At 72.1% G+C, this 22221-nt stretch carries 21 protein-coding genes and 1 pseudogene; 8 read left to right on the plus strand and 14 right to left on the minus strand.

Features of this window, described 5'->3' with window-relative positions; translation table 11 throughout:
- Positions 1-24 precede the first annotated feature (24 nt).
- Together JK359_RS02830 and JK359_RS02835 are read right to left on the minus strand one after the other, a co-directional pair.
- The gene (locus JK359_RS02830) at positions 25-444 is read right to left on the minus strand and encodes an organic hydroperoxide resistance protein (RefSeq protein ID WP_201831186.1); all 420 of its coding nucleotides are present in this window, start codon (positions 442-444) and stop codon (positions 25-27) included.
- Positions 445-542: 98 nt separating this feature from the next.
- The gene (locus JK359_RS02835; RefSeq protein WP_201831187.1) at positions 543-1571 is read right to left on the minus strand and encodes an NADP-dependent oxidoreductase; all 1029 of its coding nucleotides are present in this window, start codon (positions 1569-1571) and stop codon (positions 543-545) included.
- 89 nt (positions 1572-1660) lie between these two features.
- On the opposite strand from JK359_RS02835, the gene JK359_RS02840 reads away from it, so the two are divergent.
- Together JK359_RS02840 and JK359_RS02845 are read left to right on the plus strand one after the other, a co-directional pair.
- Complete coding sequence (locus tag JK359_RS02840) at positions 1661-2098, plus strand: MarR family winged helix-turn-helix transcriptional regulator (protein WP_201831196.1); 438 nt, start codon at positions 1661-1663, stop codon at positions 2096-2098.
- A gap of 39 nt (positions 2099-2137) precedes the next feature.
- A pseudogene (locus JK359_RS02845) lies at positions 2138-2926 on the plus strand (EI24 domain-containing protein).
- On the opposite strand, the gene JK359_RS02850 reads toward JK359_RS02845, so the two are convergent.
- A complete protein-coding gene (locus JK359_RS02850; protein WP_201831198.1) occupies positions 2916-4208 on the minus strand; it encodes a pyroglutamyl-peptidase I in 1293 nt (430 codons plus the stop codon). The pseudogene JK359_RS02845 and the gene JK359_RS02850 sit on opposite strands and share 11 nt — an antisense overlap.
- Positions 4209-4532: 324 nt before the next feature.
- Here JK359_RS02850 and JK359_RS02855 point away from each other — a divergent pair, with 324 nt between their 5' ends.
- Positions 4533-6971: a glycoside hydrolase family 3 protein gene (locus JK359_RS02855; RefSeq protein WP_201831200.1), complete on the plus strand. Its 2439-nt coding sequence runs from the start codon at positions 4533-4535 to the stop codon at positions 6969-6971.
- Between the two features lie 123 nt (positions 6972-7094).
- Here JK359_RS02855 and JK359_RS02860 read toward each other — a convergent pair whose 3' ends face one another.
- The gene (locus JK359_RS02860) at positions 7095-7979 is read right to left on the minus strand and encodes an SGNH/GDSL hydrolase family protein (protein WP_201831202.1); all 885 of its coding nucleotides are present in this window, start codon (positions 7977-7979) and stop codon (positions 7095-7097) included.
- A 256-nt stretch (positions 7980-8235) separates the two neighbouring features.
- Here JK359_RS02860 and JK359_RS02865 point away from each other — a divergent pair, with 256 nt between their 5' ends.
- On the plus strand, positions 8236-8730 hold the full coding sequence (locus JK359_RS02865) for a DUF3145 domain-containing protein (protein WP_201831204.1): 495 nt from the start codon (positions 8236-8238) through the stop codon (positions 8728-8730).
- Between the two features lie 71 nt (positions 8731-8801).
- On the opposite strand, the gene fabF is transcribed toward JK359_RS02865, so the two are convergent.
- From fabF to JK359_RS02890, 5 genes are all read right to left on the minus strand, one after another.
- Positions 8802-10064, minus strand: coding sequence for a beta-ketoacyl-ACP synthase II (gene fabF, locus JK359_RS02870; protein WP_201831206.1), 1263 nt, complete (start codon positions 10062-10064; stop codon positions 8802-8804).
- 86 nt (positions 10065-10150) lie between these two features.
- Positions 10151-10399 (minus strand): acyl carrier protein, encoded by a 249-nt coding sequence (locus tag JK359_RS02875; RefSeq protein WP_030341284.1) that lies wholly within the window; start codon positions 10397-10399, stop codon positions 10151-10153.
- A gap of 81 nt (positions 10400-10480) precedes the next feature.
- A complete protein-coding gene (locus JK359_RS02880) occupies positions 10481-11512 on the minus strand; it encodes a ketoacyl-ACP synthase III (RefSeq protein WP_201831208.1) in 1032 nt (343 codons plus the stop codon).
- A gap of 17 nt (positions 11513-11529) precedes the next feature.
- Entirely contained in the window at positions 11530-12477 is a 948-nt protein-coding gene (locus JK359_RS02885) for an ACP S-malonyltransferase (RefSeq protein ID WP_201831210.1), read from the minus strand.
- An 89-nt stretch (positions 12478-12566) separates the two neighbouring features.
- The gene (locus tag JK359_RS02890; RefSeq protein WP_201831212.1) at positions 12567-13772 is read right to left on the minus strand and encodes a PucR family transcriptional regulator; all 1206 of its coding nucleotides are present in this window, start codon (positions 13770-13772) and stop codon (positions 12567-12569) included.
- A 165-nt stretch (positions 13773-13937) separates the two neighbouring features.
- Here JK359_RS02890 and JK359_RS02895 point away from each other — a divergent pair, with 165 nt between their 5' ends.
- Positions 13938-14588, plus strand: a complete 651-nt coding sequence (locus JK359_RS02895; protein WP_201831681.1) for a pirin family protein — start codon at positions 13938-13940, stop codon at positions 14586-14588.
- Between the two features lie 95 nt (positions 14589-14683).
- Here the strand turns inward: JK359_RS02895 and JK359_RS02900 are convergent, their stop codons facing one another.
- Both JK359_RS02900 and JK359_RS02905 read right to left on the minus strand, forming a co-directional pair.
- Positions 14684-15505, minus strand: coding sequence for a serine hydrolase domain-containing protein (locus tag JK359_RS02900; protein WP_201831214.1), 822 nt, complete (start codon positions 15503-15505; stop codon positions 14684-14686).
- Between the two features lie 19 nt (positions 15506-15524).
- A complete protein-coding gene (locus tag JK359_RS02905; protein ID WP_201831216.1) occupies positions 15525-16001 on the minus strand; it encodes a GNAT family N-acetyltransferase in 477 nt (158 codons plus the stop codon).
- A 94-nt stretch (positions 16002-16095) separates the two neighbouring features.
- Between JK359_RS02905 and JK359_RS02910 the strand changes: the two genes are divergently transcribed.
- Together JK359_RS02910 and JK359_RS02915 are read left to right on the plus strand one after the other, a co-directional pair.
- Positions 16096-16560: a MerR family transcriptional regulator gene (locus JK359_RS02910; RefSeq protein WP_201831218.1), complete on the plus strand. Its 465-nt coding sequence runs from the start codon at positions 16096-16098 to the stop codon at positions 16558-16560.
- Entirely contained in the window at positions 16557-17573 is a 1017-nt protein-coding gene (locus tag JK359_RS02915; protein WP_201831220.1) for an aldo/keto reductase, read from the plus strand. Before JK359_RS02910 ends, JK359_RS02915 begins: the two co-directional genes overlap by 4 nt.
- Before the next feature lie 49 nt (positions 17574-17622).
- Here the strand turns inward: JK359_RS02915 and JK359_RS02920 are convergent, their stop codons facing one another.
- The 3 genes from JK359_RS02920 to JK359_RS02930 all read right to left on the minus strand — a co-directional run bounded on the left by JK359_RS02920 (position 17623) and on the right by JK359_RS02930 (position 20489).
- Positions 17623-18474, minus strand: coding sequence for a DUF4429 domain-containing protein (locus tag JK359_RS02920; RefSeq protein WP_201831222.1), 852 nt, complete (start codon positions 18472-18474; stop codon positions 17623-17625).
- 66 nt (positions 18475-18540) lie between these two features.
- The gene (locus tag JK359_RS02925) at positions 18541-19758 is read right to left on the minus strand and encodes an alpha/beta hydrolase (protein WP_201831224.1); all 1218 of its coding nucleotides are present in this window, start codon (positions 19756-19758) and stop codon (positions 18541-18543) included.
- Positions 19759-19862: 104 nt separating this feature from the next.
- The gene (locus JK359_RS02930; protein ID WP_201831226.1) at positions 19863-20489 is read right to left on the minus strand and encodes a TetR family transcriptional regulator; all 627 of its coding nucleotides are present in this window, start codon (positions 20487-20489) and stop codon (positions 19863-19865) included.
- Between the two features lie 111 nt (positions 20490-20600).
- Here JK359_RS02930 and JK359_RS02935 point away from each other — a divergent pair, with 111 nt between their 5' ends.
- Positions 20601-22220, plus strand: coding sequence for an MFS transporter (locus JK359_RS02935; RefSeq protein ID WP_201831228.1), 1620 nt, complete (start codon positions 20601-20603; stop codon positions 22218-22220).
- Position 22221 lies beyond the last annotated feature (1 nt).

Raw genomic sequence — 22221 nt, forward strand, 5'->3', positions numbered from 1 at the left:
TGCCGTCGTGACCAACGACCGGCGTCAGACCAGCGTCACGGTGATGTTGCCGCGCGTCGCCTTCGAGTAGGGGCACACCTGGTGCGCCTTCTCGACCAGGTCCTTCGCGGTCGCCGCGTCGACGTTCGGAATGCTCGCCGAGATCTCCACGATGATCCCGAAACCCTCGTCGTTCTTGCCGATGCCGACCTTGGCGGTGACCGTCGAGCCGGACACGTCGGCGCCCTCCTGCCGGGCGACGACACCGAGCGCCCCCTGGAAGCAGGCGCTGTACCCGGCGGCGAAGAGCTGCTCCGGGTTCGTGCCGGCGCCGTTGCCGCCCATCTCCTTGGGCGGGTTCACGACCACGTCGAGCTTGCCGTCGTCGGTGGCGACACGGCCGTCGCGGCCGTTCTCGGCGGTGGCGACGGCGGTGTAAAGGACGTCGGACTGCGTGATGGGCATGCGGTTGCCTCCTCCTCGGTCCGCCGCGACTCGCGCCCACGATCGCCGACGGATTTCGGAAAGAAGTTACCGCATGCCGAAATCTCCGGGGAAGGCCGTCAGAGCTTGACGACCATCTTCCCGATGTTGTCGCCACGCAGGACCCCGAGGAACGCCTCCAGGTTGTTCTCGATGCCCTCGACCACGGTCTCGCGGTACTTCAGTGCGCCCGAGGCGACCCAGGGGCCCACCTCCTGGACGAACTGGGGCTGGAGGTCGTAGTGGTCGCCGACCAGGAAGCCCTCGATGCGGCCGCGGGTCTGGATGAGGCGGGCCAGGTTCCGGGGGCCGGGGGCGGGCTCGGTGTTGTTGTAGACCGAGATCATGCCGCAGACCGCGATCCGGCCGCCCTCGTTCAGCGCGCCGACGGCGGCCTCCAGGTGGTCCCCGCCGACGTTGTCGAAGTAGACGTCGATGCCGTCGGGCGCGGCCTGGCGCAGCTGCTCGGCGACCGGGCCGTTCTTGTAGTTGAAGGCGGCGTCGAAGCCGTACTCCTCCACCAGCAGCTTGACCTTCTCGTCGGACCCGGCCGAGCCGATGACCCGGGAGGCGCCCTTGAGCTTGGCGATCTGGCCCACCTGGCTGCCCACGGCCCCGGCCGCGCCGGAGACGAACACGACGTCGCCCTCCTTGAAGGAGGCGGTGCGCAGCAGCCCGGCGTAGGCGGTCAGGCCGGTCATGCCGAGGACGCCGAGGTACGCCGACAGGGGCACGGCCTCCGGGTCGACCGTCACGGCCGGGACGGCCGTCGGGCCCACCTTGACGGCGTTCTTCGCGTCCACCGCGGCGTACTCGCGCCAGCCGAAGAAGTGCAGGACGTGGTCGCCGACGGCGATGCCCTCGGCGTTCGACTCGATCACCTCGCCGACCGCGCCGCCCTGCATGACCTTGCCCAGCTCGAAGGGGGCGGCGTACGACTTCGCGGCACTCATGCGGCCGCGCATGTACGGGTCGACGGAGAGGTACTTGTTCCGCACCAGCACCTGACCCTCGCCCGGGGTCGGCACCGGCGCCTCGACCAGGGCGAAGTCCTCGGGCTTGGGCCAGCCGACGGGACGGCTGAGCAGGTGCCACTCGCGGTTGATCATGACAGAGCCTTTCGAAGTTACTTCAGTACCTGAAACAACCATGCTCCTGAATATTTCATGATGTCAAGTAACCGGGTATCCTGGTGGGCATGTCCACCCCATCGAAGACTCACCGCCCCGACGCACTGACCCTGGAGGTCGTCGAGCTGATCGGTGACGTCGTGGCCCGGTTCTACGCGGACTACGAGAAGGCGGCGGGCGAGCACACCCTCACCGGCCCGCAGGCCCGGCTGCTCAGCCTGCTGTCGCTGGAGCCGCTGCCCATGCGCAAGCTGGCACAGAAGCTGAAGTGCGAGCCGTCCAACGTGACCGGGATCGTGGACCGCCTGGAGGCCCGCGGCCTGGTCGAACGCCGCCCCGACCCGGCCGACCGCCGGGTGAAGGTGGCCGTCGCCACCGAGCAGGGCCGCAGCGTCGCCCGCGATCTGCGCGAGGGCCTCCACTTCGCCCGCGAACCCCTCGCCGGTCTCTCCGACGACGAACGCCGCTCCCTGCGGGACCTGCTCCTGCGCATGCTGGACGACTGAGCGCCCACGCTGTCGCACCGAGCCAGTAGAGTCCTCGCCATGCGCGATCTTGGGGTGGGGTTCGGTTATCTGCTGAAGGGCCAGCGATGGGTGGCCCGGCACGGGCGGCAGTACGGGTTCGGGCTGCTGCCCGGACTGATCACGCTGGTGCTGTACGCCGCCGCACTGGTCGCGCTCGCCGTGTGGGGCGAGGACGCGGTCACCTGGGCGACCCCGTTCGCCGACGACTGGTCCAGCCCCTGGCAGGGCCTGTTCCGCGGCTTCCTGACGGCTGTCCTCTTCGCCCTCGGGCTGCTGCTGGCCGTGCTGACCTTCACGGCCGTCACCCTGCTGGTCGGCCAGCCCTTCTACGAGAGCCTCTCGGAGCGCGTCGACGCCGACGTCTCGCCCGACGGCACCGCCCCCCGTTCCGACCTGCCGCTCTGGCGCGAGCTGTGGATCTAGGCCCGGGACAGCCTGCGCGTCCTGCTCCGGGCCGGGCTGTGGGGCGTACTGCTCTTCGCCCTCGGCTTCCTCCCCTTCGTCGGTCAGACCGCCGTACCCGTGATCGGCTTCTTCGTCACCGGCTTCTTCCTCACCGAGGAACTCGCCGCCGTGGCCCTGCAGCGCCGGGGTGTCGAACTCCGCACCCGGCTCACCCTGCTCCGCTCCCGCAAGACCCTGGTCTGGGGCTTCGGCACCCCCCTGGGCCTGGCCTTCCTGGTGCCGTTCGTCGCGGTGTTCCTGATGCCGGGCGCGGTCGCGGGCGCCACGCTCCTCGCCCGTGACCTGCTGGGCGAGGAGAGCGCCGACGACGAGGCCGGGCAGGAGCAGGAGGTCACCTCCTGAACGTGGCCTCCGCGGCCACCGTCACGATGGCCCGCACCTGCGCGATGATGTCCAGCCGGTTCCGCACGAAGTCGGGATCGGTGACCTCGGTGCTGTTCCCGGCGCCGAACTGCAGGACCGGCGTGTGCACGTGTCCGCCGGGCAGCGACTCGTGCAGCCCGAGCCGGTCGCGCAGCAGCGTCGCCCGGTAGGCGATCTCGTTGGAGAGGTAGTCGCCGCCCGCCCCGGCGCGGGCGGTCGACCCGGGGGTCGGCCCGTCCGGCCGTACGACGGGGCCGGTCCCGCCCGCCGGGATCTCGGTGACCTCCGTGTGGTCGTACACGGGGAACCGGCCCGTGTCCGCGGCCACGACGTCCGCGTACGGCAGCGTCGTGCTCGTCCACTGCGGCTGCGACGCGGGGTCGGTGACCGGGACCGTCCCGGTCCGGGAGACGTCGTCGTTGTCCGGGAAGCCGCCGCGCCAGGCGCCGTTGGTGCGCTCGATGTCGAACCGCCCGGCACGGCCCTGGCTCACGGTCGTGAACAGGTCGGCCCGCGGCAGGTACGGCCGCAGCGTCCGCTCCACCGTGCCCTGCGCGAAGTCCTCCCAGCGCACCGGGAACACGGCGGTCTCGATGCGCGCCGGCCCCTCCGCCGTCTCCACGACCGTGCCGTCCAGCGCGAGCGCGGTCGCCCCCGAGGGGTTCGAGATGCGGATGTCCCGATCGAGCGTGAAGGGGTCGAAGCCGGTGAGGAGGATCCGGCGCAGGTGGCCCTCGCCCGGGTAACGGATGTCGGTCTGCCCCCGCGAGGTCCGCTCCAACCGATCCAGCAGACCGGCCCGTTGCGCGTCCGTGAGCCCGAACGCCGGCTGCCAGGTGCGCACCTGCCGGGTCAGCCCCAACCGCGCCCAGTACAGCGGGCGGTCGTCGTCCGGGGACAGGTCAGCCCCCCGCCCGTCACCACCCTCCCGGGCAGCCGCTCCGCGCCCCTGTGGCCCCTTCGTCCCCCGCCCCTGTGCGCGGTCCACGGCCCGCCGCCACAGCGCGGACCCCTCCCGTTCGACGAGGCGGCGGGCCTGCGCATAGGAGTCCGCGCGCTCCAGCGACCGGCCGAACGCCGGGGCCACGTCGTCGAACCCGGAGCGCCGGAGGATCTCCTGCGGCACGGCCCGGTCGAGCCGCTGTTCCTCGACGGTGGGGGCGGGGGCGGCCGGGCCGGCGGAGGCCACGGTCGTGGGCGTGGACAGGCCGGTCAGCAGGGCCAGACCGAGGACGCCGAGGCGAAGGCGTATGCGGGTCAAGGGAGTTCGGGTCCTTCCGTCGCTGTGGGGCGCGTGGTGCGGTGGACGGCGGAAGTATCGCGTGCCGGAAGCGGCCTGCGCCACGGTGCGTGCGATCTCCCCGCGGGCCGTGCGGGATGTGAGTGGGTGCTGAGGTGGTCCGCGGGCCGCGGGTGTGTGACGGGTGCCCGCGCAGTTCCCCGCGCCCCTGGGGCGCGGGCGAGCCGACCGTGCGTTCAGGTCAGCGGTTCGCCCGGCAGGTGCGGGAAATCGCGGAACGCCGCTCTGCAGGTAACGGATGCACGATGGGAGGCACCTGCACGGACTCGACGAGGAGGAACCCCGATGGCGGGATCCCAGCTCACCCCGGCCGAGAACGCCCGCGAGGCGGTCGTGGAGGCCGCCCTCGGAAAACTCGGCCTCGACGCCAAGACCCGGCTGCTGGCCGGCCAGGACATGTGGACCCTGCCCGCCCTGCCCGAGATCGGCCTGAAGTCCCTGGTCATGTCCGACGGCCCGATCGGCGTCCGGGGCGTGCGCTGGACCGCGGACGACCCCTCCGTCGCCCTGCCCTCACCGACCGCCCTCGCCGCCACCTGGGACCCGGAACTCGCGAGCCGGGCCGGGGTGCTGCTCGCCCAGGAGGCCCGGCGCAAGGGCGTCCACGTCCTGCTCGCGCCCACGGTCAACCTGCACCGCTCCCCGCTCGGCGGACGCCACTTCGAGTGCTACAGCGAGGACCCGTACCTCACCGGTGCCATCGGCGCCGGCTACGTCCGTGGCGTCCAGTCCGGCGGAGTCGGCACCACCGTCAAGCACTTCGTCGCCAATGACGCCGAGACCGACCGCTTCACGGTGAACAACCTGGTCCCCGAACGCGCCCTGCGTGAGCTGTACCTGGCCCCCTTCGAGGCGATCGTCGAGAACGCCCGCCCCTGGGGCGTCATGACCGCCTACAACACGGTCAACGGCACGACCATGACCGAGCACCACCACCTGGTCAACGAGGTCCTGCGCGGCGAATGGGGCTTCGACGGCGTCAACGTCTCCGACTGGATGGCCGCCCGGGACACCGTCGGCGCCGTCAACGGCGGCCTCGACGTCGCCATGCCCGGCCCCAGGACCGTATACGGCCCCGCCCTCGCCCAGGCCGTCCGGGACGGCGAGGTCGACGAGGCCACCGTCGACGCCGCCGTCCGCCGCGTGCTGCGGCTCGCCGCCCGCGTCGGCATCCTGGACGGCGCCGGACCGGCGGTCGCCGAACTCCCCGCGCCGGTCGACGGCGAGGCCCTGGCCCGCGAGATCGCCCGCCGCTCCTTCGTACTCGTCCGCAACGAGCGGGGCGCCCTCCCGCTGAAGCCGGGGACCGTGGCCCTGATCGGCGCCGCCGCCCGTGACGCCCGCGTCCTCGGCGGCGGCTCCGCCACCGTCTTCCCGGCCCGCATCGTCTCCCCGCTCGACGGCCTCACCGCCGCGCTGCCCGAAGGCACCCTCAGCTACGCCGTCGGCGCCGACCCGGCCACCGAACTCGCCGTCGCCGGCCAGGGCTTCAGCCTGCGGGCCGTCTGCCGGGACACCGACGGCGAGATCATCGGCACCCGTTCCGCACCGGGCGGCCTCATCCAGTGGATGGGCAGCGACCTCCCCGACGGCGTCACCCACGACACGCTCCACACCATCGAACTGACCGGCACCTTCACCCCGCGCGAGTCCGGCCCGCACACCTTCGGCATCAAGGGCACGGGCGCCTTCACCCTCACCGTCGGCGGGACGACGTACTACGACGACGTCCAGCGCGCCGGCAAGGAGGACCCCTTCGAGGCCTTCTTCGGCGCCCCCGTGCCCCGAGCCCGGGCCGGACTCACCGCCGGCGAGCCGGTCGACGTCTCCCTCACCCACGTCGTCCGGCTGCCCGAGGACACGCCGATGAAGGTGGTCACCTTCGCCCTCGCCCACTCCGGTCCGCAGCGCGACGCCGACGAACTGATCGCCGAGGCCGCCGCGGCCGCCCGCACCGCCGACACCGCCGTGGTCCTGGTCGCCACCACCGACCGCGTCGAGTCCGAGGGCTACGACCGTCGTGACCTGAACCTCCCCGGCCGCCAGGACGACCTGGTCCGGGCGGTCGCCGCCGCCAACCCGGACACCGTCGTGGTCGTCAACTCCGGCTCACCGGTGGAACTGCCCTGGCGGGACGAGGTCGCCGCGGTCCTGCTGAGCTGGTTCCCCGGCCAGGAGGGCGGCGCCGCGCTCGCCGACGTCCTCACCGGTGCCCACGAGCCCGGCGGACGGCTCCCCACCACCTGGGGCGCCCTCGCCGACGCCCCGGTCACCCAGGTCACCCCGGTCGACGGCGAGCTGCCGTACACCGAGAACGTGTTCATCGGCTACCGCGCCTGGGAGCGGGCCGGCCGCACCCCCTCGTACCCGTTCGGCCACGGCCTCGGCTACACCGACTGGGCCTACGACTCCCTCGACGTCGACGGCACCACCGTCCGCGTCCGCCTCCGCAACACCGGCGGGCGGCCCGGCCGCGAGGTCGTCCAGGTCTACGTCTGCCCGGCCGGGCCCGGCCCCGAGCGCCCCGCGCGCCGGCTGGCCGGGTTCACGTCCGTCGAGGCCGGCCCCGGGGAGAGCGCCGAGGTGACCGTGGACCTCCCGCGCCGCGCCTTCGAGGTCTGGGACGAGACGGCGAAGGCGTGGTCGTGTGTGAAGGGTTCGTACGAGATCTCCGTCGGACGCTCCGTCGCCGACCTCAGGCTCACCGCGCCGATTAACGTCTGATCCGGGACAGTCCCCGCACACCGGGGACAAAGCCCCCGCGAACAGCCCCGGTCCGGGACCTGACCCCTGGACCGGGGCTTCACGGCCGCACCCGCCGGAGCCGGACCGGCGGCGGCCGTCAGGTCACGGGTTCCGCGCCGTGATCGCCCGGTACGCGATCTCCGCCAGCCGGGCCTGGCCGTCCTTGCTGGGATGGAACCAGTCCCAGTGACTGAGCTGATCCGTGCCGAACCGGTAGTCGTACACCGCGTTGCGGTCGAAACGGCAGCGGCGGTCCTTGGCGCAGACCTCCTTCAGCACCTTGTTGTACTCGACCACCCGCTGCTGCACCGAGTCCCGCCGCAGCGTCGCCGCGCCGGTCAGGTCGTCCGCGTCGCCCAGCATCGACGGACAGATGCCGAGCTTCCACACCTGCTTGCCCAGCGTGTTCGTCCGGCCCTCGGACCACAGCCGCTTCAGGTTCGGCACGCTCGCCACGTACACCTGCGTCTTCGGCAGCGTCGCGCGCAGCGTGCTCATCGCCTCCTCGAAGTCCGCGCGGAACGCCGACACCGGCGTCATCGCCGACGCCGACGAGCGGCAGGCGTCGTTCGCCCCGACCATCACCGTCACCAGCTCCGGGCTGTGGGCGGCCGCCTGTTCGATCTGCTCCGGCAGGTCGGCCATGCGCGCGCCCGTCACCGCGTAGTTCCAGCTGCGCTCGGCCGCCCCCCGCACACCCAGCAGCCGCACCGCCAGGCTGTCCACCCCGGCGTCGCCGCCCGTCGCCCACGACACCTCCGGACAGTCCGACAGCACCGTGCACGCGTCGAAGCCGCGCGTGATGGAGTCGCCCACCGCGGCGACCGAGTCCGGGCTGCGGTCCCACACCGGCGGCCGGGCCGCGCGCGCCTTCGTGCCGTCGGGCGTGGGCGCACCGCCGTCCACGCCGTCGCATCCGGCGGCGCCCAGCAAGGCGGCCGTCACGACGGCGAGAACGGCCCGCACACGGTGGCTTCGCTTCCGCATCCCTGCTGTTCCCCTCGGTCGACGGTCAGGCGCTCCCTCCCATAACAACGTGCGAGGGTTCCCGGCCGGGAACCCGGGAACGGCGCACCCCCGTACAAGCGTCCCCCTGGGTGAATGGCAGCGTTTTCCTGGCAGCGGGACCGACGGTACGTCACACTCCTTGCGCCGCCGCACGGTAGCCTCGCCATCAACGCGGCCGTCGCGCCACTGCCGCCCAGCCAGTCCGCAAGATGTCCCGCTCTGCCCGGAGGTTCCGGTGACGACACGTGGAGTTCTGTACGTGCACTCCGCGCCGCGCGCGCTGTGCCCGCATGTCGAGTGGGCCGTCGCCGGGGTGCTCGGCACGCGTGTCAGCCTCGACTGGATCCGGCAGCCCGCGGCCCCCGGCACCTGGCGCTCGGAGTTCTCCTGGCAGGCCGAGGCCGGCACCGCCTCCAAGCTCGCCTCCGCCCTGCGCGGCTGGCACCTGCTCCGCTTCGAGGTCACCGCCGAGCCCTGCCCCACCGCCGAGGGCGAGCGCTACAGCTGCACCCCCGACCTGGGCATCTTCCACGCCGTCACCGGCATCCACGGCGACATCCTCATCCCCGAGGACCGCCTCCGCGCGGCCCTGACCCGGTCTCAGCGGGGCGAGACGGACCTGGAAGCCGAACTGGCCAAGCTCCTCGGCAAGCCCTGGGACGACGAACTGGAGCCCTTCCGCTACGCGGGAGAGGGAGCCCCGGTCCGCTGGCTGCACCAGGTGGTCTGACACCACCCCGCCACCGACGGCGATGGCCCGGTCTCCACCGAAGGAGACCGGGCCATCGGACGTCACGGGACTCAGATCGTGCGGAACGCCAGCACCACGTTGTGCCCGCCGAACCCGAACGAGTCGTTCAGCGCGGCGATGCGGCCCTCGGGCAGCTGACGCGCCTCGCCGACGACGACGTCCGCGTTGACCTCGGGGTCCAGCTCACGCACGTTGATCGTGGGCGGAGCCGTACGGTTCACCAGCGCCAGGATCGACGCGACGGTCTCGATGCCGCCGGCACCGCCGAGCAGATGACCCGTCATCGACTTGGTCGCCGAGATGGCCATGTGGTCGACGTCGTCGCCGAAGACCTTGCGCAGCGCCTTGATCTCGGCGACGTCACCCTGCGGCGTCGACGTGGCGTGCGCGTTGACGTGCACGATCTCGGCCGGCTTCAGGTCGGTGTTGTCGAGCAGGTTCTGCAGCGCGTGCGCGATGCCGTTGCCCGACGGCTCCGGCTGCGTGATGTGGTGGGCGTCGGCGGAGATGCCCTGCCCGACCGCCTCGGCGTAGATCCGCGCGCCGCGGGCCTTCGCGTGCTCCTCGGACTCCAGGACGATCACACCGGCGCCCTCGCCGAGCACGAAGCCGTCACGGCCGGCGTCGTAGGGGCGCGAGGCGCCCTGCGGGTCGTCGTTGTTCTTGGACATCGCCATCATGTTGCCGAACGCGACGATGGGAAGCGGATGGATGGCGGCCTCGGTACCACCGGCCACGACCACGTCCGCACGCCCGGTGCGGATCATCTCGATCGCGTACCCGATGGCCTCCGCGCCCGAGGCGCAGGCCGAGACCGGGGTGTGCACACCGGCGCGGGCACCCAGCTCGATACCGACGTTGGCCGCCGGGGAGTTGGGCATCAGCATCGGCACGGTGTGCGGGGAGACGCGGCGGACGCCCTTCTCCTTGAGGACGTCGTACTGGTCCAGGAGGGTCGTCACGCCACCGATGCCGGAGGCGATGACCGCACCGAGACGGTCCGGGTTCACGGACACGTCCTCGCCGGCCTTGGCGGTGAAACCGGCGTCCTTCCAGGCCTCCTGAGCGGCGATCAGCGCGAACTGCGCGGACCGGTCCAGCTTGCGGGCCTGCGGCCGGGGGATGATCTCGCCCGGCTCGACGGCGATCTGAGCGGCGATGCGAACCGGCAGATCGGCCGCCCAGTCCTGCTCCAGGAGGCTGACACCGGACTTGCCGGCGACCAGGGCCTCCCAGAACGAAGCTGCGTCGCCACCCAGCGGTGTGGTTGCGCCGATACCGGTGACGACCACGGTGCGATTGGTCGGGCTCACGGGAATTCTTTCTCCAACGGATGCGGGATTCGACGGCGCCACCGCCGGGTGGCGGGGCCTTGCAGCCTGACGGCCTACAGGGTGGCTCAGGCCTGGTGCTTGAGGATGTAGTCGGTCGCGTCGCCGACGGTCTTGAGGTTCTTGACGTCCTCGTCCGGGATCTTCACGTCGAAGCGCTCCTCGGCGGCGACGACGACCTCGACCATGGACAGCGAGTCGACGTCCAGGTCGTCGGTGAAGGACTTGTCCAGCTGGACGTCCTCAACCGGGATGCCGGCGATCTCGTTCACGATTTCGGCGAGACCGGCGACGATCTCTTCCTGGGTGGCGGCCATGTCAGGCGCTCCTTCTTAGATATTCCAGACGGTTTGTGGCAGTTGTCCCCCTGCCGAATCGCATGATCCGGCACGGAGTGCCTAGGGGAGGGTAACGACCGTGGCGGCGTAGACGAGACCCGCCCCGAATCCGATGACGAGCGCGGTGTCGCCGCTCTTCGCCTCCCCGGTCGCCAGGAGCCGCTCCATCGCGAGCGGGATCGAGGCGGCCGAGGTGTTGCCGGTGGTGCGGATGTCACGGGCGACCGTGACGTGCTCCGGCAGCTTGAGCGTCTTCACCATCGAGTCGATGATCCGCACGTTGGCCTGGTGCGGGATGAAGACGTCCAAGTCGTCCGCGGTGATTCCGGCCGCGTCCAGCGCCTGCTGGGCGACCTTCGCCATCTCGAACACGGCCCAGCGGAACACCGCCTGGCCCTCCTGCGTGATCGCAGGGAACTTGACGTTGCCGTCGCCGTCGAGGGGCAGCTCGGCGAGGTCGCCGATCCTGAACCGGTCCCACGGGACGGTCTGCTTGATGGTCTCGGACTTGTCGCCCTCGGAGCCCCACACGGTCGGCCCGATGGCCGGCTCCTGCGAGGGGCCGACGACGACCGCGCCGGCGCCGTCACCGAACAGGAACGCGGTCGCCCGGTCCTCCAGGTCGGTCAGGTCGCTCAGCCGCTCCACGCCGATGACGAGCACGTACTCGGCGGAACCTTCCACCACCATGCCCTTGGCGAGCGTCAGGCCGTAGCCGAAGCCCGCGCAGCCGGCGGAGATGTCGAAGGCGGCGGCCTTGGCGGTGCCGAGCTTGTCGGCGATCTCGGTGGCGACGGCGGGTGTCTGGCTGAAGTGCGAGACGGTCGAGACGACCACGGCGCCGATCTGCTCCGCGTCGATACCGGCGTCCGCGATCGCCTTGCCGGAGGCCTCGATCGCCATCGCGGCCACGGTCTCCTCCGGGCCCGCCCAGTGCCGGGTCTCGATGCCGGAGCGCGAACGGATCCACTCGTCGGAGGAGTCGATCTTCTCGAGGATCACCTCGTTCGGCACGACCCGGACCGGCCGGTAACCGCCGACACCGAGGATGCGTGCGTACGGGGAGCCCTTGCTGGGCTTGATCTTCGCCATGCTGCTCGGACTCCTTGTCAGGCCGTGTGCTCTGCGATGAGGTCGCGAGCCGCCTCGAGGTCGTCGGGGGTCTTCAGGGCCAGCGTCTTCACGCCGGGCAGCGCGCGCTTGGCCAGTCCGGTCAGGGTGCCGCCCGGGCACACCTCGACGAGTGCGGTGACGCCCAGCTCCTTGAAGGTCTCCATGCACAGGTCCCAGCGCACGGGGTTGGCGACCTGGCCCACGAGCCGCTCCAGCACCTCGGTGCCGGAGGCGACGGTCCGGCCGTCCTTGTTGGAGACGTAAGGGACCTTCGGGTCGGCCGGCGACAGGTCCGCCGCGGCCTTCGCCAGCGTCTCGACCGCGGGGGCCATGTGGCGGGTGTGGAAGGCGCCGGCCACCTTCAGCGCGATGACCTTGCGGACGCCCTCGGGCATGTCCTCGTTCAGCGCGGCCAGCTGCTCCAGCGTACCGGCGGCGACGATCTGACCCGCGCCGTTGATGTTCGCCGGGGTCAGCCCCAGCTTCTCCAGGTGCGCCACGGAGGTGTCGGGGTCGCCGCCGAGCAGCGCCGACATGCCGGTCTCGGTGATCGCGGCGGCGTCGGCCATCGCCAGACCCCGCTTGCGGACCAGACCGAGGGCCGCCGTGTCGCTCAGGACCCCGGCGAAGGCGGCCGCGGTGATCTCACCGACGCTGTGACCCGCGACGGCACCCGGGGTGATCTCGGCGCCCGCCGTGTCGGCGGCGAACGAGTAGGCACCGAGTGCCGCGGCGGACAGAAGGCCGGCGGCGACCAGCAGCGGCTGGGCCACCGCGGTGTCGCGGATGGCGTCGGCGTCGGCCTGGGTGCCGTAATGGGCGAGGTCCAGTCCGATGGCGTCGGACCATGCGGCGACACGGTCCGCGGCACCGGGCAGTTCGAGCCAGGGAGTCAGGAAGCCGGGCGTCTGGGCGCCCTGGCCGGGAGCGACGAGTACGAGCACTCTCACACTCTCTCTTGGGGACGGGCACGGCCGCCCGTGAGGACAGGGACGAAGAACACGGAGGGCTTTTGTGGGCCCTCGACAAAACCCTATGCCTGGGCTTCGGCGTCGGCCAGACGCCCCAGGATGAGCGCAATCCGCAGTGTGAAGGCGGATCGTACATCGGAGGGCGACCATCCGGTGACATCAGTCACACGTCGGAGCCGGTAGCGCACGGTGTTCGGGTGAACGAAGAGCATCCGGGCCGCGCCTTCCAGGCTGCTCGCCTGCTCCAGGTAGACACTCAGTGTTTCCAGCAGCGCCGAGCCCGCCTCTTCCAGCGGTCTGTAGATCTCCTCCACCAGCTGCTCGCGGGCGCCCGGATCGCCCGCGATGGCACGCTCCGGCAGGAGATCGTCCGCCAGGACCGGGCGCGGTGCGTCCTGCCAGGCGGAACAGGCCTTCAGCCCGGCGGCGGCGGCCTGCGCGGACCGGGTCGCGGCCAGCAGGTCCGGTACGACGGGTCCCGCGACCACGGGCCCGGCGGCGTACGGGCCGATCAGCGACCTGGCGACGGCGAGCGGATTCGAGCTGCCGCCGGCGATGACCACCAGCCGGTCCCCCAGCACCCCCGTCAGCACCTGCAGCTTGGCGTGCCGGGCGGCCCGCCGGATGGCCTCCACGGTCAGCTCGCTGTCCCCGTCGGGCGCGGTGCCGAGCACGACGCACACGTGCTCGGGCGAGTTCCAGCCCAGCGCGGCGGCCCGGCTGACGGCGCCCTCGTCGGCCTCCCCGCTGAGCACGGCGTTCACCACCAGCGACTCCAGCCGCGCGTCCCAGGCACCGCGTGCCTCGGCGGCCTGGGCGTACACCTGGGCGGTGGCGAAGGCGATCTCGCGGGCGTACACGAGCAGCGCCTCGCGCAGCACGCCCTCGTCCCCCGGCGCGGCCACCTCGTCGATGGCGCTCTCCATGACCTCGATCGTGGTGCGCACCATCTCCACGGTCTGCCGCAGCGTGATGGCCCGGGTCAGTTCGCGCGGCGCGGTCCCGAAGACGTCCGTGGAGATCGCCTGGGGCGCGTCCGGGTGCCGGAACCACTCGGTGAAGGCCGCGATGCCCGCCTGGGCGACCAGCCCGATCCAGGAACGGTTCTCCGGGGGCATGGCCCGGTACCACGGCAGGGTCTCGTCCATGCGCGCGATGGCCTGCGCGGCGAGAGTCCCGGAGGACTTCTCGAGCCGCTTCAGGGTCGCGGCGTGCAGGTGGGGGTCGGCTGCTGCGGGATCGATGCGGTGGGATTCGGGTTCGGGCACGGGGACAAGACTGCCTTATCCGGACGGGCCCGTGCGCCGCCGGGTCGGCGCCGAGCCGCCCGGGGAGCCTCGGCACGGGTCCGGCCGGGCCGGCGCCGAGCCGCCGTGCGCGCCTCGGGGCGGGTCCTCGGTGCGGTGGCCGCGCGGTCTACGGTGGTGCCCGTGATGGACGTACGGCGCGCCGCGGAGCGCTACCGAGGCGGGGACCCGGAGGCCGGGATCGAGTCCCGCCACGCCTTCTCGTTCGGCCCGCACTACGACCCGGACAACCTCCGCTTCGGTGCGCTGATCGCCTGCAACGAGGAGCGGCTCGTCCCCGGTGCCGGCTTCGGCGAACACCCGCACAGCCACACCGAGATCGTCACGTGGGTGGTCGAGGGGGAGCTGACCCACCGGGACTCCACGGGCCGTGAGACGCGGGTCCGCGCCGGGGACGTCCAGCACCTCAGGGCGGCGGCGGGCGTGCGGCACGTGGAACGCAACGACGGGGAGCTGCCGCTGACCTTCGTGCAGATGTGGCTGGCTCCGCTGCGGCCGGGCGGCGAACCGGCGTACGAGATCGTCCGCGGCATCGCCGACGCGACGCCCTACGCGGTTCCGGCGGCCGGAGCGATGCTGCACGTCCGCCGGCTGGGCCCCGGGGAGCGGGCGGCGCTCCCGGACGCGCCGCACCTCTACGTCCAGGTGGTCCGCGGCGACGTGCGCCTCCGCGGAGACCGGCTGGGTCCCGGCGACTCGGCCCGGATCACCGGGGCGCAGGGTATGGAGACGGTGGCGACGACACCCGCCGAACTGCTCCTGTGGGAGATGACCTGACCCCGTGAGCCGGCCGTCGCCCGCCTGCGGGTGCGTGGTGGCCGGTCGCGCGGTTCCCCGCGCCCCTCGCGGGGCGCGGTTCGCCGCAGGAGGGGTCAGCCTCGTACCTCCGTGAGCAGCGCGTCGGTGAACGGCGGCCACGCCTCCGTCGCCCACGGGCCGAACGCCCGGTCCGTCAGGGCGACCGCCGCAAGTCCGGCGTCGGGGTCGATCCACAGGAACGTGCCGGACTGCCCGAAGTGACCGAACGTGCGCGGTGAGGACGCGCCGCCCGTCCAGTGCGGGGACTTGCCGTCCCGGATCTCGAAGCCCAGCCCCCAGTCGTTCGGGTTCTGGTGCCCGTACCCCGGCAGTACCCCCTTCGTCCCCGGGAACTGCACCGTCATCGCCTCGGCGACGGTCCGCGGATCCAGCAGCCGCGGCGCCTGGACCTCCGCCGCGAACCGCATCAGGTCCGTCACCGTCGACACCCCGTCCTTCGCCGGCGACCCCTCCAGCGACGTCGACGTCATGCCCAGCGGCTCCAGCACCGCCTGCCGCAGATACTCGGCGAACGGGATGTCCGTCGCCTTGGCGATGTGGTCCCCGAGCTGTTCGAAGCCGGCGTTGGAGTACAGCCGCCGCTCCCCGGGCGGAGCCGTCACCCGGTGCTCGTCGAAGGCCAGCCCGGACGTGTGGGCGAGCAGATGACGGACCGTCGCCCCGGGCGGACCGGCCGGCTCGTCCAGCTCGATCGCGCCCTCCTCGTACGCGACCAGCGCCGCGTAGGCGGCCAGCGGCTTGGTGACGGAGGCCAGCGGAAAGCGGTGCCCGACGGGGCCGTGCGTCCCGAGCACGGTCCCGTCGGCTCGTACGGCACCCGCCGCGGCGGTGGGGACGGGCCAGTTCTCGATCAGCGCCAGACTCTGCAACGACATGCGACCGAGCCTATGCGGCTCACAGCAGCAGCCGCATCGACGGGTCCGGATCGCGCCGGAAGCCCAGGGAGGCGTACAGCGGCTCGGCCTCCGGTGAGGCGTTGAGCAGCACGTGCCCGGTGCCCCGGGCCCGGAACCAGGCCAGCAGTTCCTCCATGCACGCGCGCGCGTACCCCCGCCGCCGGGCGTCCGGGTCGGTCGCGACGCAGAAGACGTACCCGACCCGCCCCCGCGGACTCCTGGCGTTCCCGATCCGGTAGTCCACCGACCCCGCCACCAGCGCGGCCAGCGACCCCGGCCGGCCGGGCCGCTCCACGACGAACGCGCTGAAGTCCCCGTCCTCCTCGGCGAGCCGTTCCCGCAGCGTCGGCAGCGACTCCGCGTGCCAGTCGGCCTGCCCGGCGCCCCCACCGGACCACAGGGAATCGATCATCACCTGGCGCAGTCGCAGTACTTCCGCGGCGTCCTCGGGCCGGGCCCGGCGTGCAAGACTCATGCGCCGCACGGTAGTTGCACCGCTCCGGCCCGTCCCGTGGTTTTCTCCCGGACCGGCTTGCTTGGAGTGCACTCCAACCTCATAGCGTGGGGTCATGACGGTGATGCAGACCACGCCAGCGACCATCGAGCCGGCCACCCCGGCCGACATCTGCTCCGCCCCGCCCCGGCGCCATCCCCGCCCCGACGGCGAGGACCGCTACACGATCAGCGAGGTCGTCGCCTTCACCGGTCTGACCGCGCACACCCTGCGCTGGTACGAGCGGATCGGCCTGATGCCGCACGTCGACCGCTCGCACACCGGGCAGCGCCGCTACAGCAACCGGGACCTGGACTGGCTGGGCTTCGTGACCAAGCTCCGGCTGACCGGCATGCCGGTGGCGGACATGGTCCGGTACGCGGAACTCGTCAGGGAGGGCGAGCACACCTACGCGGAGCGGCGGGACCTGCTGGTGTCCACCCGCCGGGACGTCCTGGACCGGATCGCCGAACTGCAGGACACGCTCGCGGTGCTCGACCGCAAGATCAGCTTCTACGCGATGGAGGGGACCACCCGATGACCGACGTCAGGATCCCGACGGTCCGGCTCGGCGCCCAGGGGCCGGAGGCCGGCGTGCAGGGCCTCGGCTGCATGGGCATGAGCGCCATGTACGGGCCCACCGACACCGACCAGGCCCGGGCGGCGCTGGACCGGGCCCTCGAACTCGGCGTCACCCTCTACGACACCGCCGACTTCTACGGCACCGGCGACAACGAGCGGTTCCTCGCCCCCTTCTTCCGGGCACACCGGGACGAGATCGTCATCGCGACCAAGTTCGCCCTGTCCTACGACCCGGACGACCGGACCAAGCGGATCATCCGTAACGACCCGCCGTACATCCGCGACGCCGTCGAGGGCAGTCTGAAGCGGCTCGGAGTCGACGTGATCGACCTGTACTACATGCACCGCCGCGATGTGAACGTCCCCATCGAGGAGACCGTCGGGACGATGGCGGAGCTGGTCGGCGAGGGCAAGGTCAAGCACCTCGGCCTCAGCGAGGTCACCGCCGACGAGCTGCGGGCGGCCCACGCCGTGCACCCGATCGCGGCCGTGCAGTCGGAGTGGTCGCTGTTCAGCCGGGACATCGAGGCGCGGGTCGTGCCGGCCGCACGGGAGCTGGGTGTCGCGCTCGTGCCGTACTCGCCGCTGGGCCGCGGCTTCCTCACCGGCTCGTTCACCGATGCCGGCCAGGACCTCACCGCCGACGACTTCCGCCGCCTCCAGCCCCGCTTCACCGGTGCCAACGCGTCCGCCAACGCGGCCCTGCTGGAGCCGGTCCGCGAGATCGCCGGGGCCCACGGTGCCACGCTCGGCCAGATCGCCCTGGCCTGGGTCCAGCAGCGCGCGACGGTCGACGGCCTGACCGTGGTCCCCGTCCCGGGCACCCGCAGGGCGAGCCGGGTGGAGGAGAACGTGGGGGCGACCCGGATCACGCTCACCGAGGGGGAACTGGCCCGGCTGGAGCCCATCGCGGCCGCGGTGGCCGGCGAGCGCTACGCGGACATGACCTTCGCGTCCGCGGGCCGGGAGTAGCCCCGCCCGCCGGGATCCGCGTCCGCCGGCGGACCGGTCCCGGCAGGCGCTACAGCTCGGCCAGCAGTTCGGCCTTCTTGGAGGTGAACTCCTCGTCGGTCACCAGACCGGCCTGGTGCAGCTCCCCGAGGTGCCGGATGCGCTCCGCGATGTCGGCCGGGTCGCGGCGCGCCGGGGCGACCGGAACCGCGGCGGCAGCCCCGCGCGAGCGGACCGCGGCCAGCACGGCAGCGGCGAACGGCAGGGACTCGTGCACCGGCCCGTACCCGAGGCCGAAGACGACGGCCGCCGGGTCCTGGTCCGGTTGCGCCGCCCGCCCGGAAGCGGGGTCGCGGGGGAGCAGCCGCAGATGCCCCTCGAAGACCTCGGGCGACCGCCACTCCACCCCGCTGAGTTCGGTGACCGCGAAGCTCTGGTCGCCGGCCTTCCACTTCGCCGAGGACGCGCCCGTCCACGACCAGCGGAACTGCACGGACGTGCCGTCGAAGGACGCCTTCCCGTCGTAGGCCTTGAACTGCAACGGCACCTCGGGCGCCGCCACCAGGTGCCGCTCGGCCGGCCCGGACTCGGTCAGCAGGCCCTTCAGTTCGTCGGCGTAGTACTCGGCGAGGGTCTCCCGCTCGGCGGGCAGCACCAGCCGGTACGGGTCGGACCCCTCCTTCAGCTGGCCGTCGGCCGCGTCCATCAGCGGATCGGCGCCCGGGCGGGTCCTCAGGCGCAGGACGACCGTGCCGCGTCTGCCCGGGGCGAGGGTCACCTCCTCGACCGCGGAGAACGGGATCCGCCGCTCGCCGAGCGCCTGGAACAGCTTCGGTGTCCGAATCCCCCGTTCGTAGCGGATGAGCACGGAGTCGGACTCGAACTCCCAGACGGCATGAAAACCCGCCAGTACGTCACCCATGCGGCTCATCGTATGCGGCACGTGCTCCTCCGTCGCCACCCGCGCAGACCGCACTTCCTGCTGTTTCTACGCGCGTCCGGCCGTCATCGCGCCGGACAGACCGGACCGGCACGCATCGTTCTCCCGTGCGCACGTCACCTCGTCGTACGCGCCCACGCCGACGTCGGCGAGGTTGCGCAGACTGTCCGTGCCCGGCAGGAAGTAGCCGCTGTGCCCCTGGGCGTCGCGGGCCGACAGCACCCGCGCCCCGAACGCCGCGGACACCGGGTCCGCGCCGTGCCCGAGGCCGCCCAGCTCCAGGTACGGCACGTCCTGCACCCAGTCGGTGGCGTCCCGCATGGCCCATACCCGGGCCGTGGTGCCCAGGCCGGCGGCGCTGGTGGTGCGCATGCCGGGGCTCGCGGCGACGGCTATGTCGGCCACCCGGCGCGGCATGCCGCGCGCGGCCACCCCGCAGACCACCGAACCGTAGCTGTGACAGAACATCGACACCGGGGCCCGGCCGGGCAGGCCGTGCACCATCTTGTTCAGCCGTACGGCGCCCTCCTGGGCGCGCAGGCCGGTGGCCGCGTCCACACCGAGCCCGTCGGGGGAGGTGTAGTCGGCCCAGGCGATCACGGCCGTGCGGGTCGTGGGGCTCGCCGCGCGCTCGGCCGCGTACAGGGCCTGGGCCATGCCGACCGGGGCGCTGTACTTGCGGTTCGTCCGCTGAAAGGTGAGCAGGTCGGTGTCGACGCCGGGGACGACGACCGAGATCCGCTGCGCCGTGGTGAGGTTCCCGAACACCTCGGCGACCCGGCCCGAGCCCTCGGGGTCGAAGGCCAGGATCTTCCGGCCGGTGCCGAGCAGGTCCTCGTAGCGGTGCATGCGGCGGCCCGCGTCCTGCTGGCCCGCCGTGCTGAGCCGGCTGTCGTGCATGCGCTTGCGCTCGTGTTTGCGGGCCTGCCCGAGGGCGATGCGGTTGGCCTCGTAGCGCAGGGAGACGGGGGCGCCGTTCATGTTGCCGACCGCGAGCGGGTAGCGGTGGGCCAGGCGGTCGCGCTCCTGCGGGGTGAGGGAGGCGAAGAACCGGGCGAGGCGGGCCGGCGGGGCCTCGGGGTCCGGCAGGTGGTGGCCGTGGACGCGGCCGTGCGCCCACTTGTCGAGCGAGGCCTGCAGTGCGGTCGACTCCCGGTGGCTGCGCATGGCGGTCCAGCCGGTGGTCGCGAGCATCACGAACACCACGGCCAGCGCCAGCATTGCGCGCCAGACGTTGAGTTGCGGGGAGGTGTCGAAGGAAGTCACTGGGAGGACACACTAGGAGAACGAGAGGGTCTCGCGGTAACCGAGTGACAGGTATCACGTTTCGATGAGCGCCCGGCCCGGTGCCGGTGATCTGCCCGACTGCCTCACGTGGCGCGCCAGTTGCCGGTGAGCGCCGAACCCACCTGATCGAGGTACACCGCGGTGAGTGTGCGGATCGACTCAAGGCGGAAGTCCCCGCTCGTCCACCAGTGCCGTTCGGAGACCCTCATCACCCCGCCGAACACGGCCACCGCCAGCCGCGGCCGCGGATCCGTGTCCACGTCGACGCCCTCCCGCTCGGCCAGCACGCGGGCGAGGGTCTCCTCCGTCGCCGCCGAGCGGCGCAGATGGGCGGCGAGCAGCGCGGGCGTGGAGTCGATCGTGCGGTACATGCGCAGGTACAGCTCGACCGGGACGGCGGACTCGACGGTCTCGCGGATCGCGTCCCAGCCCTCCAGGAACGCCTGCCGCAGCGCCTGCATCGGCGCCTCCTGCGGCGGACGCGCGCGTACGGCCGCCACGAAGGCCGCCTCCGTCGTCGCCTGGACGGCGAAGGCCACGTCCTCCTTGCCGGCGAAGTAGCGGAAGAAGGTGCGCTGCGAGACGTCGACGGCGTCGGCGATCTCGTCGACGGTCGTCTCTTCGTACCCCTGAGTGGTGAACAGTTCCAGAGCGGCCCGCAGCAGTGCTTCCCGAGTACGCCGCTTCTTGCGCTCGCGCAGCGTCTCCATGACCTCTCCCGTGAACGTCCGGCCTGTTCAGCCTATCGGCCGATGTCGTGTCAGTAACCGCCTTGTGAATTGGTTTGTCAACTGTCAGCGACTGTCACTAGCCTCGGAAGTATGACTAGTCAGACCACCATCGACACCACGGGGCCCGGGGACAAAGCGCCGGCAGCCCCGTCGGAGCCGACCCCGGCCACGGGGCTGCGCGGCCATCCGTGGCTCACTCTGCTCACCGTCGCCGTAGGGGTCATGATGGTGGCCCTCGACGGCACCATCGTGGCCATCGCCAACCCGGCCATCGGCAGGGATCTGCACGCCAGCTGGGCCCAGCTGCAGTGGATCACCAACGCCTACTTCCTGGCCCTGGCGGTCTCCCTGATCACCGCCGGCAAGCTGGGCGACCGCTTCGGGCACCGGCAGACCTTCCTGATCGGCGTCACCGGGTTCGCCGCCGCCTCCGGTGCCATCGGCCTGTCGAACAGCATCGCCGCGGTCGTGACCTTCCGGGTCTTCCAGGGACTGTTCGGCGCGCTGCTGATGCCGGCCGCGCTCGGCCTGCTGCGGGCCACCTTCCCGGCCGAGAAGCTCAACATGGCGATCGGCATCTGGGGCATGGTGATCGGCGCGTCCACCGCGGGCGGCCCGATCCTCGGCGGTGTCCTCGTCCAGCACGTCAACTGGCAGTCGGTGTTCTTCATCAACGTGCCGGTCGGCGCCACGGCCCTCGTGCTGGGACTGCTGATCCTCCTCGACCACCGCGCCGAGAACGCCCCGCGCTCCTTCGACCTGCTCGGCATCGCGCTGCTCTCGGGCGCGATGTTCTGCCTGGTCTGGGCCCTCATCAAGGCCCCGGCGTGGGGCTGGGGCGACGGCCGGACGTGGCTGTTCATCATCGCCTCCGTCGTCGGTTTCACCCTGTTCTCCTTCTGGGAGACGCGGGTGAAGGAGCCGCTCATCCCGCTCGCGCTGTTCCGCTCGGTGCCGCTGTCCGCGGGTGTCGTGCTGATGGTCCTCATGGCCATCGCGTTCATGGGCGGACTGTTCTTCGTCACGTTCTACCTGCAGAACGTGCACGGCATGAGCCCGGTGGACGCGGGCCTGCACCTGCTGCCGCTGACCGGCATGATGATCGTCGGCTCGCCGCTGGCGGGCGCGTTGATCACCAAGCTCGGCCCGCGGATCCCGCTGGCGGGCGGCATGGCCGCGACCGCGATCGCCATGTACGGCATGTCCACGCTCAAGGAGGACACCGGCAGCGGACTGATGTCCGTCTGGTTCGCCCTCCTCGGCCTGGGCCTGGCGCCGGTGATGGTCGGCGCCACGGAGGTCATCGTCGGCAACGCGCCGATGGAGCTGTCCGGTGTCGCCGGCGGTCTCCAGCAGGCGGCGATGCAGATCGGCGGCAGCCTCGGCACGGCCGTGCTGGGCGCCGTGATGGCCTCCAAGGTCGACAGCACCCTCGGGGACAACTGGACGGGCGCGGGGCTGCCGAAGCTGGCCCCGCAGCAGCTGCACCAGGCTGCCGAGGCCGTCCAGCAGGGTGTGGCTCCGGTGCCCAAGGGCACGCCGGGGCCGATCGCCGGGAAGATCACCGAGGTCGCCCACCACACGTTCATCACCGGCATGAGCCTCGCGTCGCTCGTGGCGGCCGGCGTGGCGGCGGTCGCCGTCCTCGTCGCGCTGCTCACCAAGCGGGGCGCGAACACGGACGCGGGCGCGGGCGTGGGTCACATCTGAC

Source organism: Streptomyces actinomycinicus, from assembly GCF_016741775.1.
GTDB lineage: Bacteria > Actinomycetota > Actinomycetes > Streptomycetales > Streptomycetaceae > Streptomyces > Streptomyces actinomycinicus.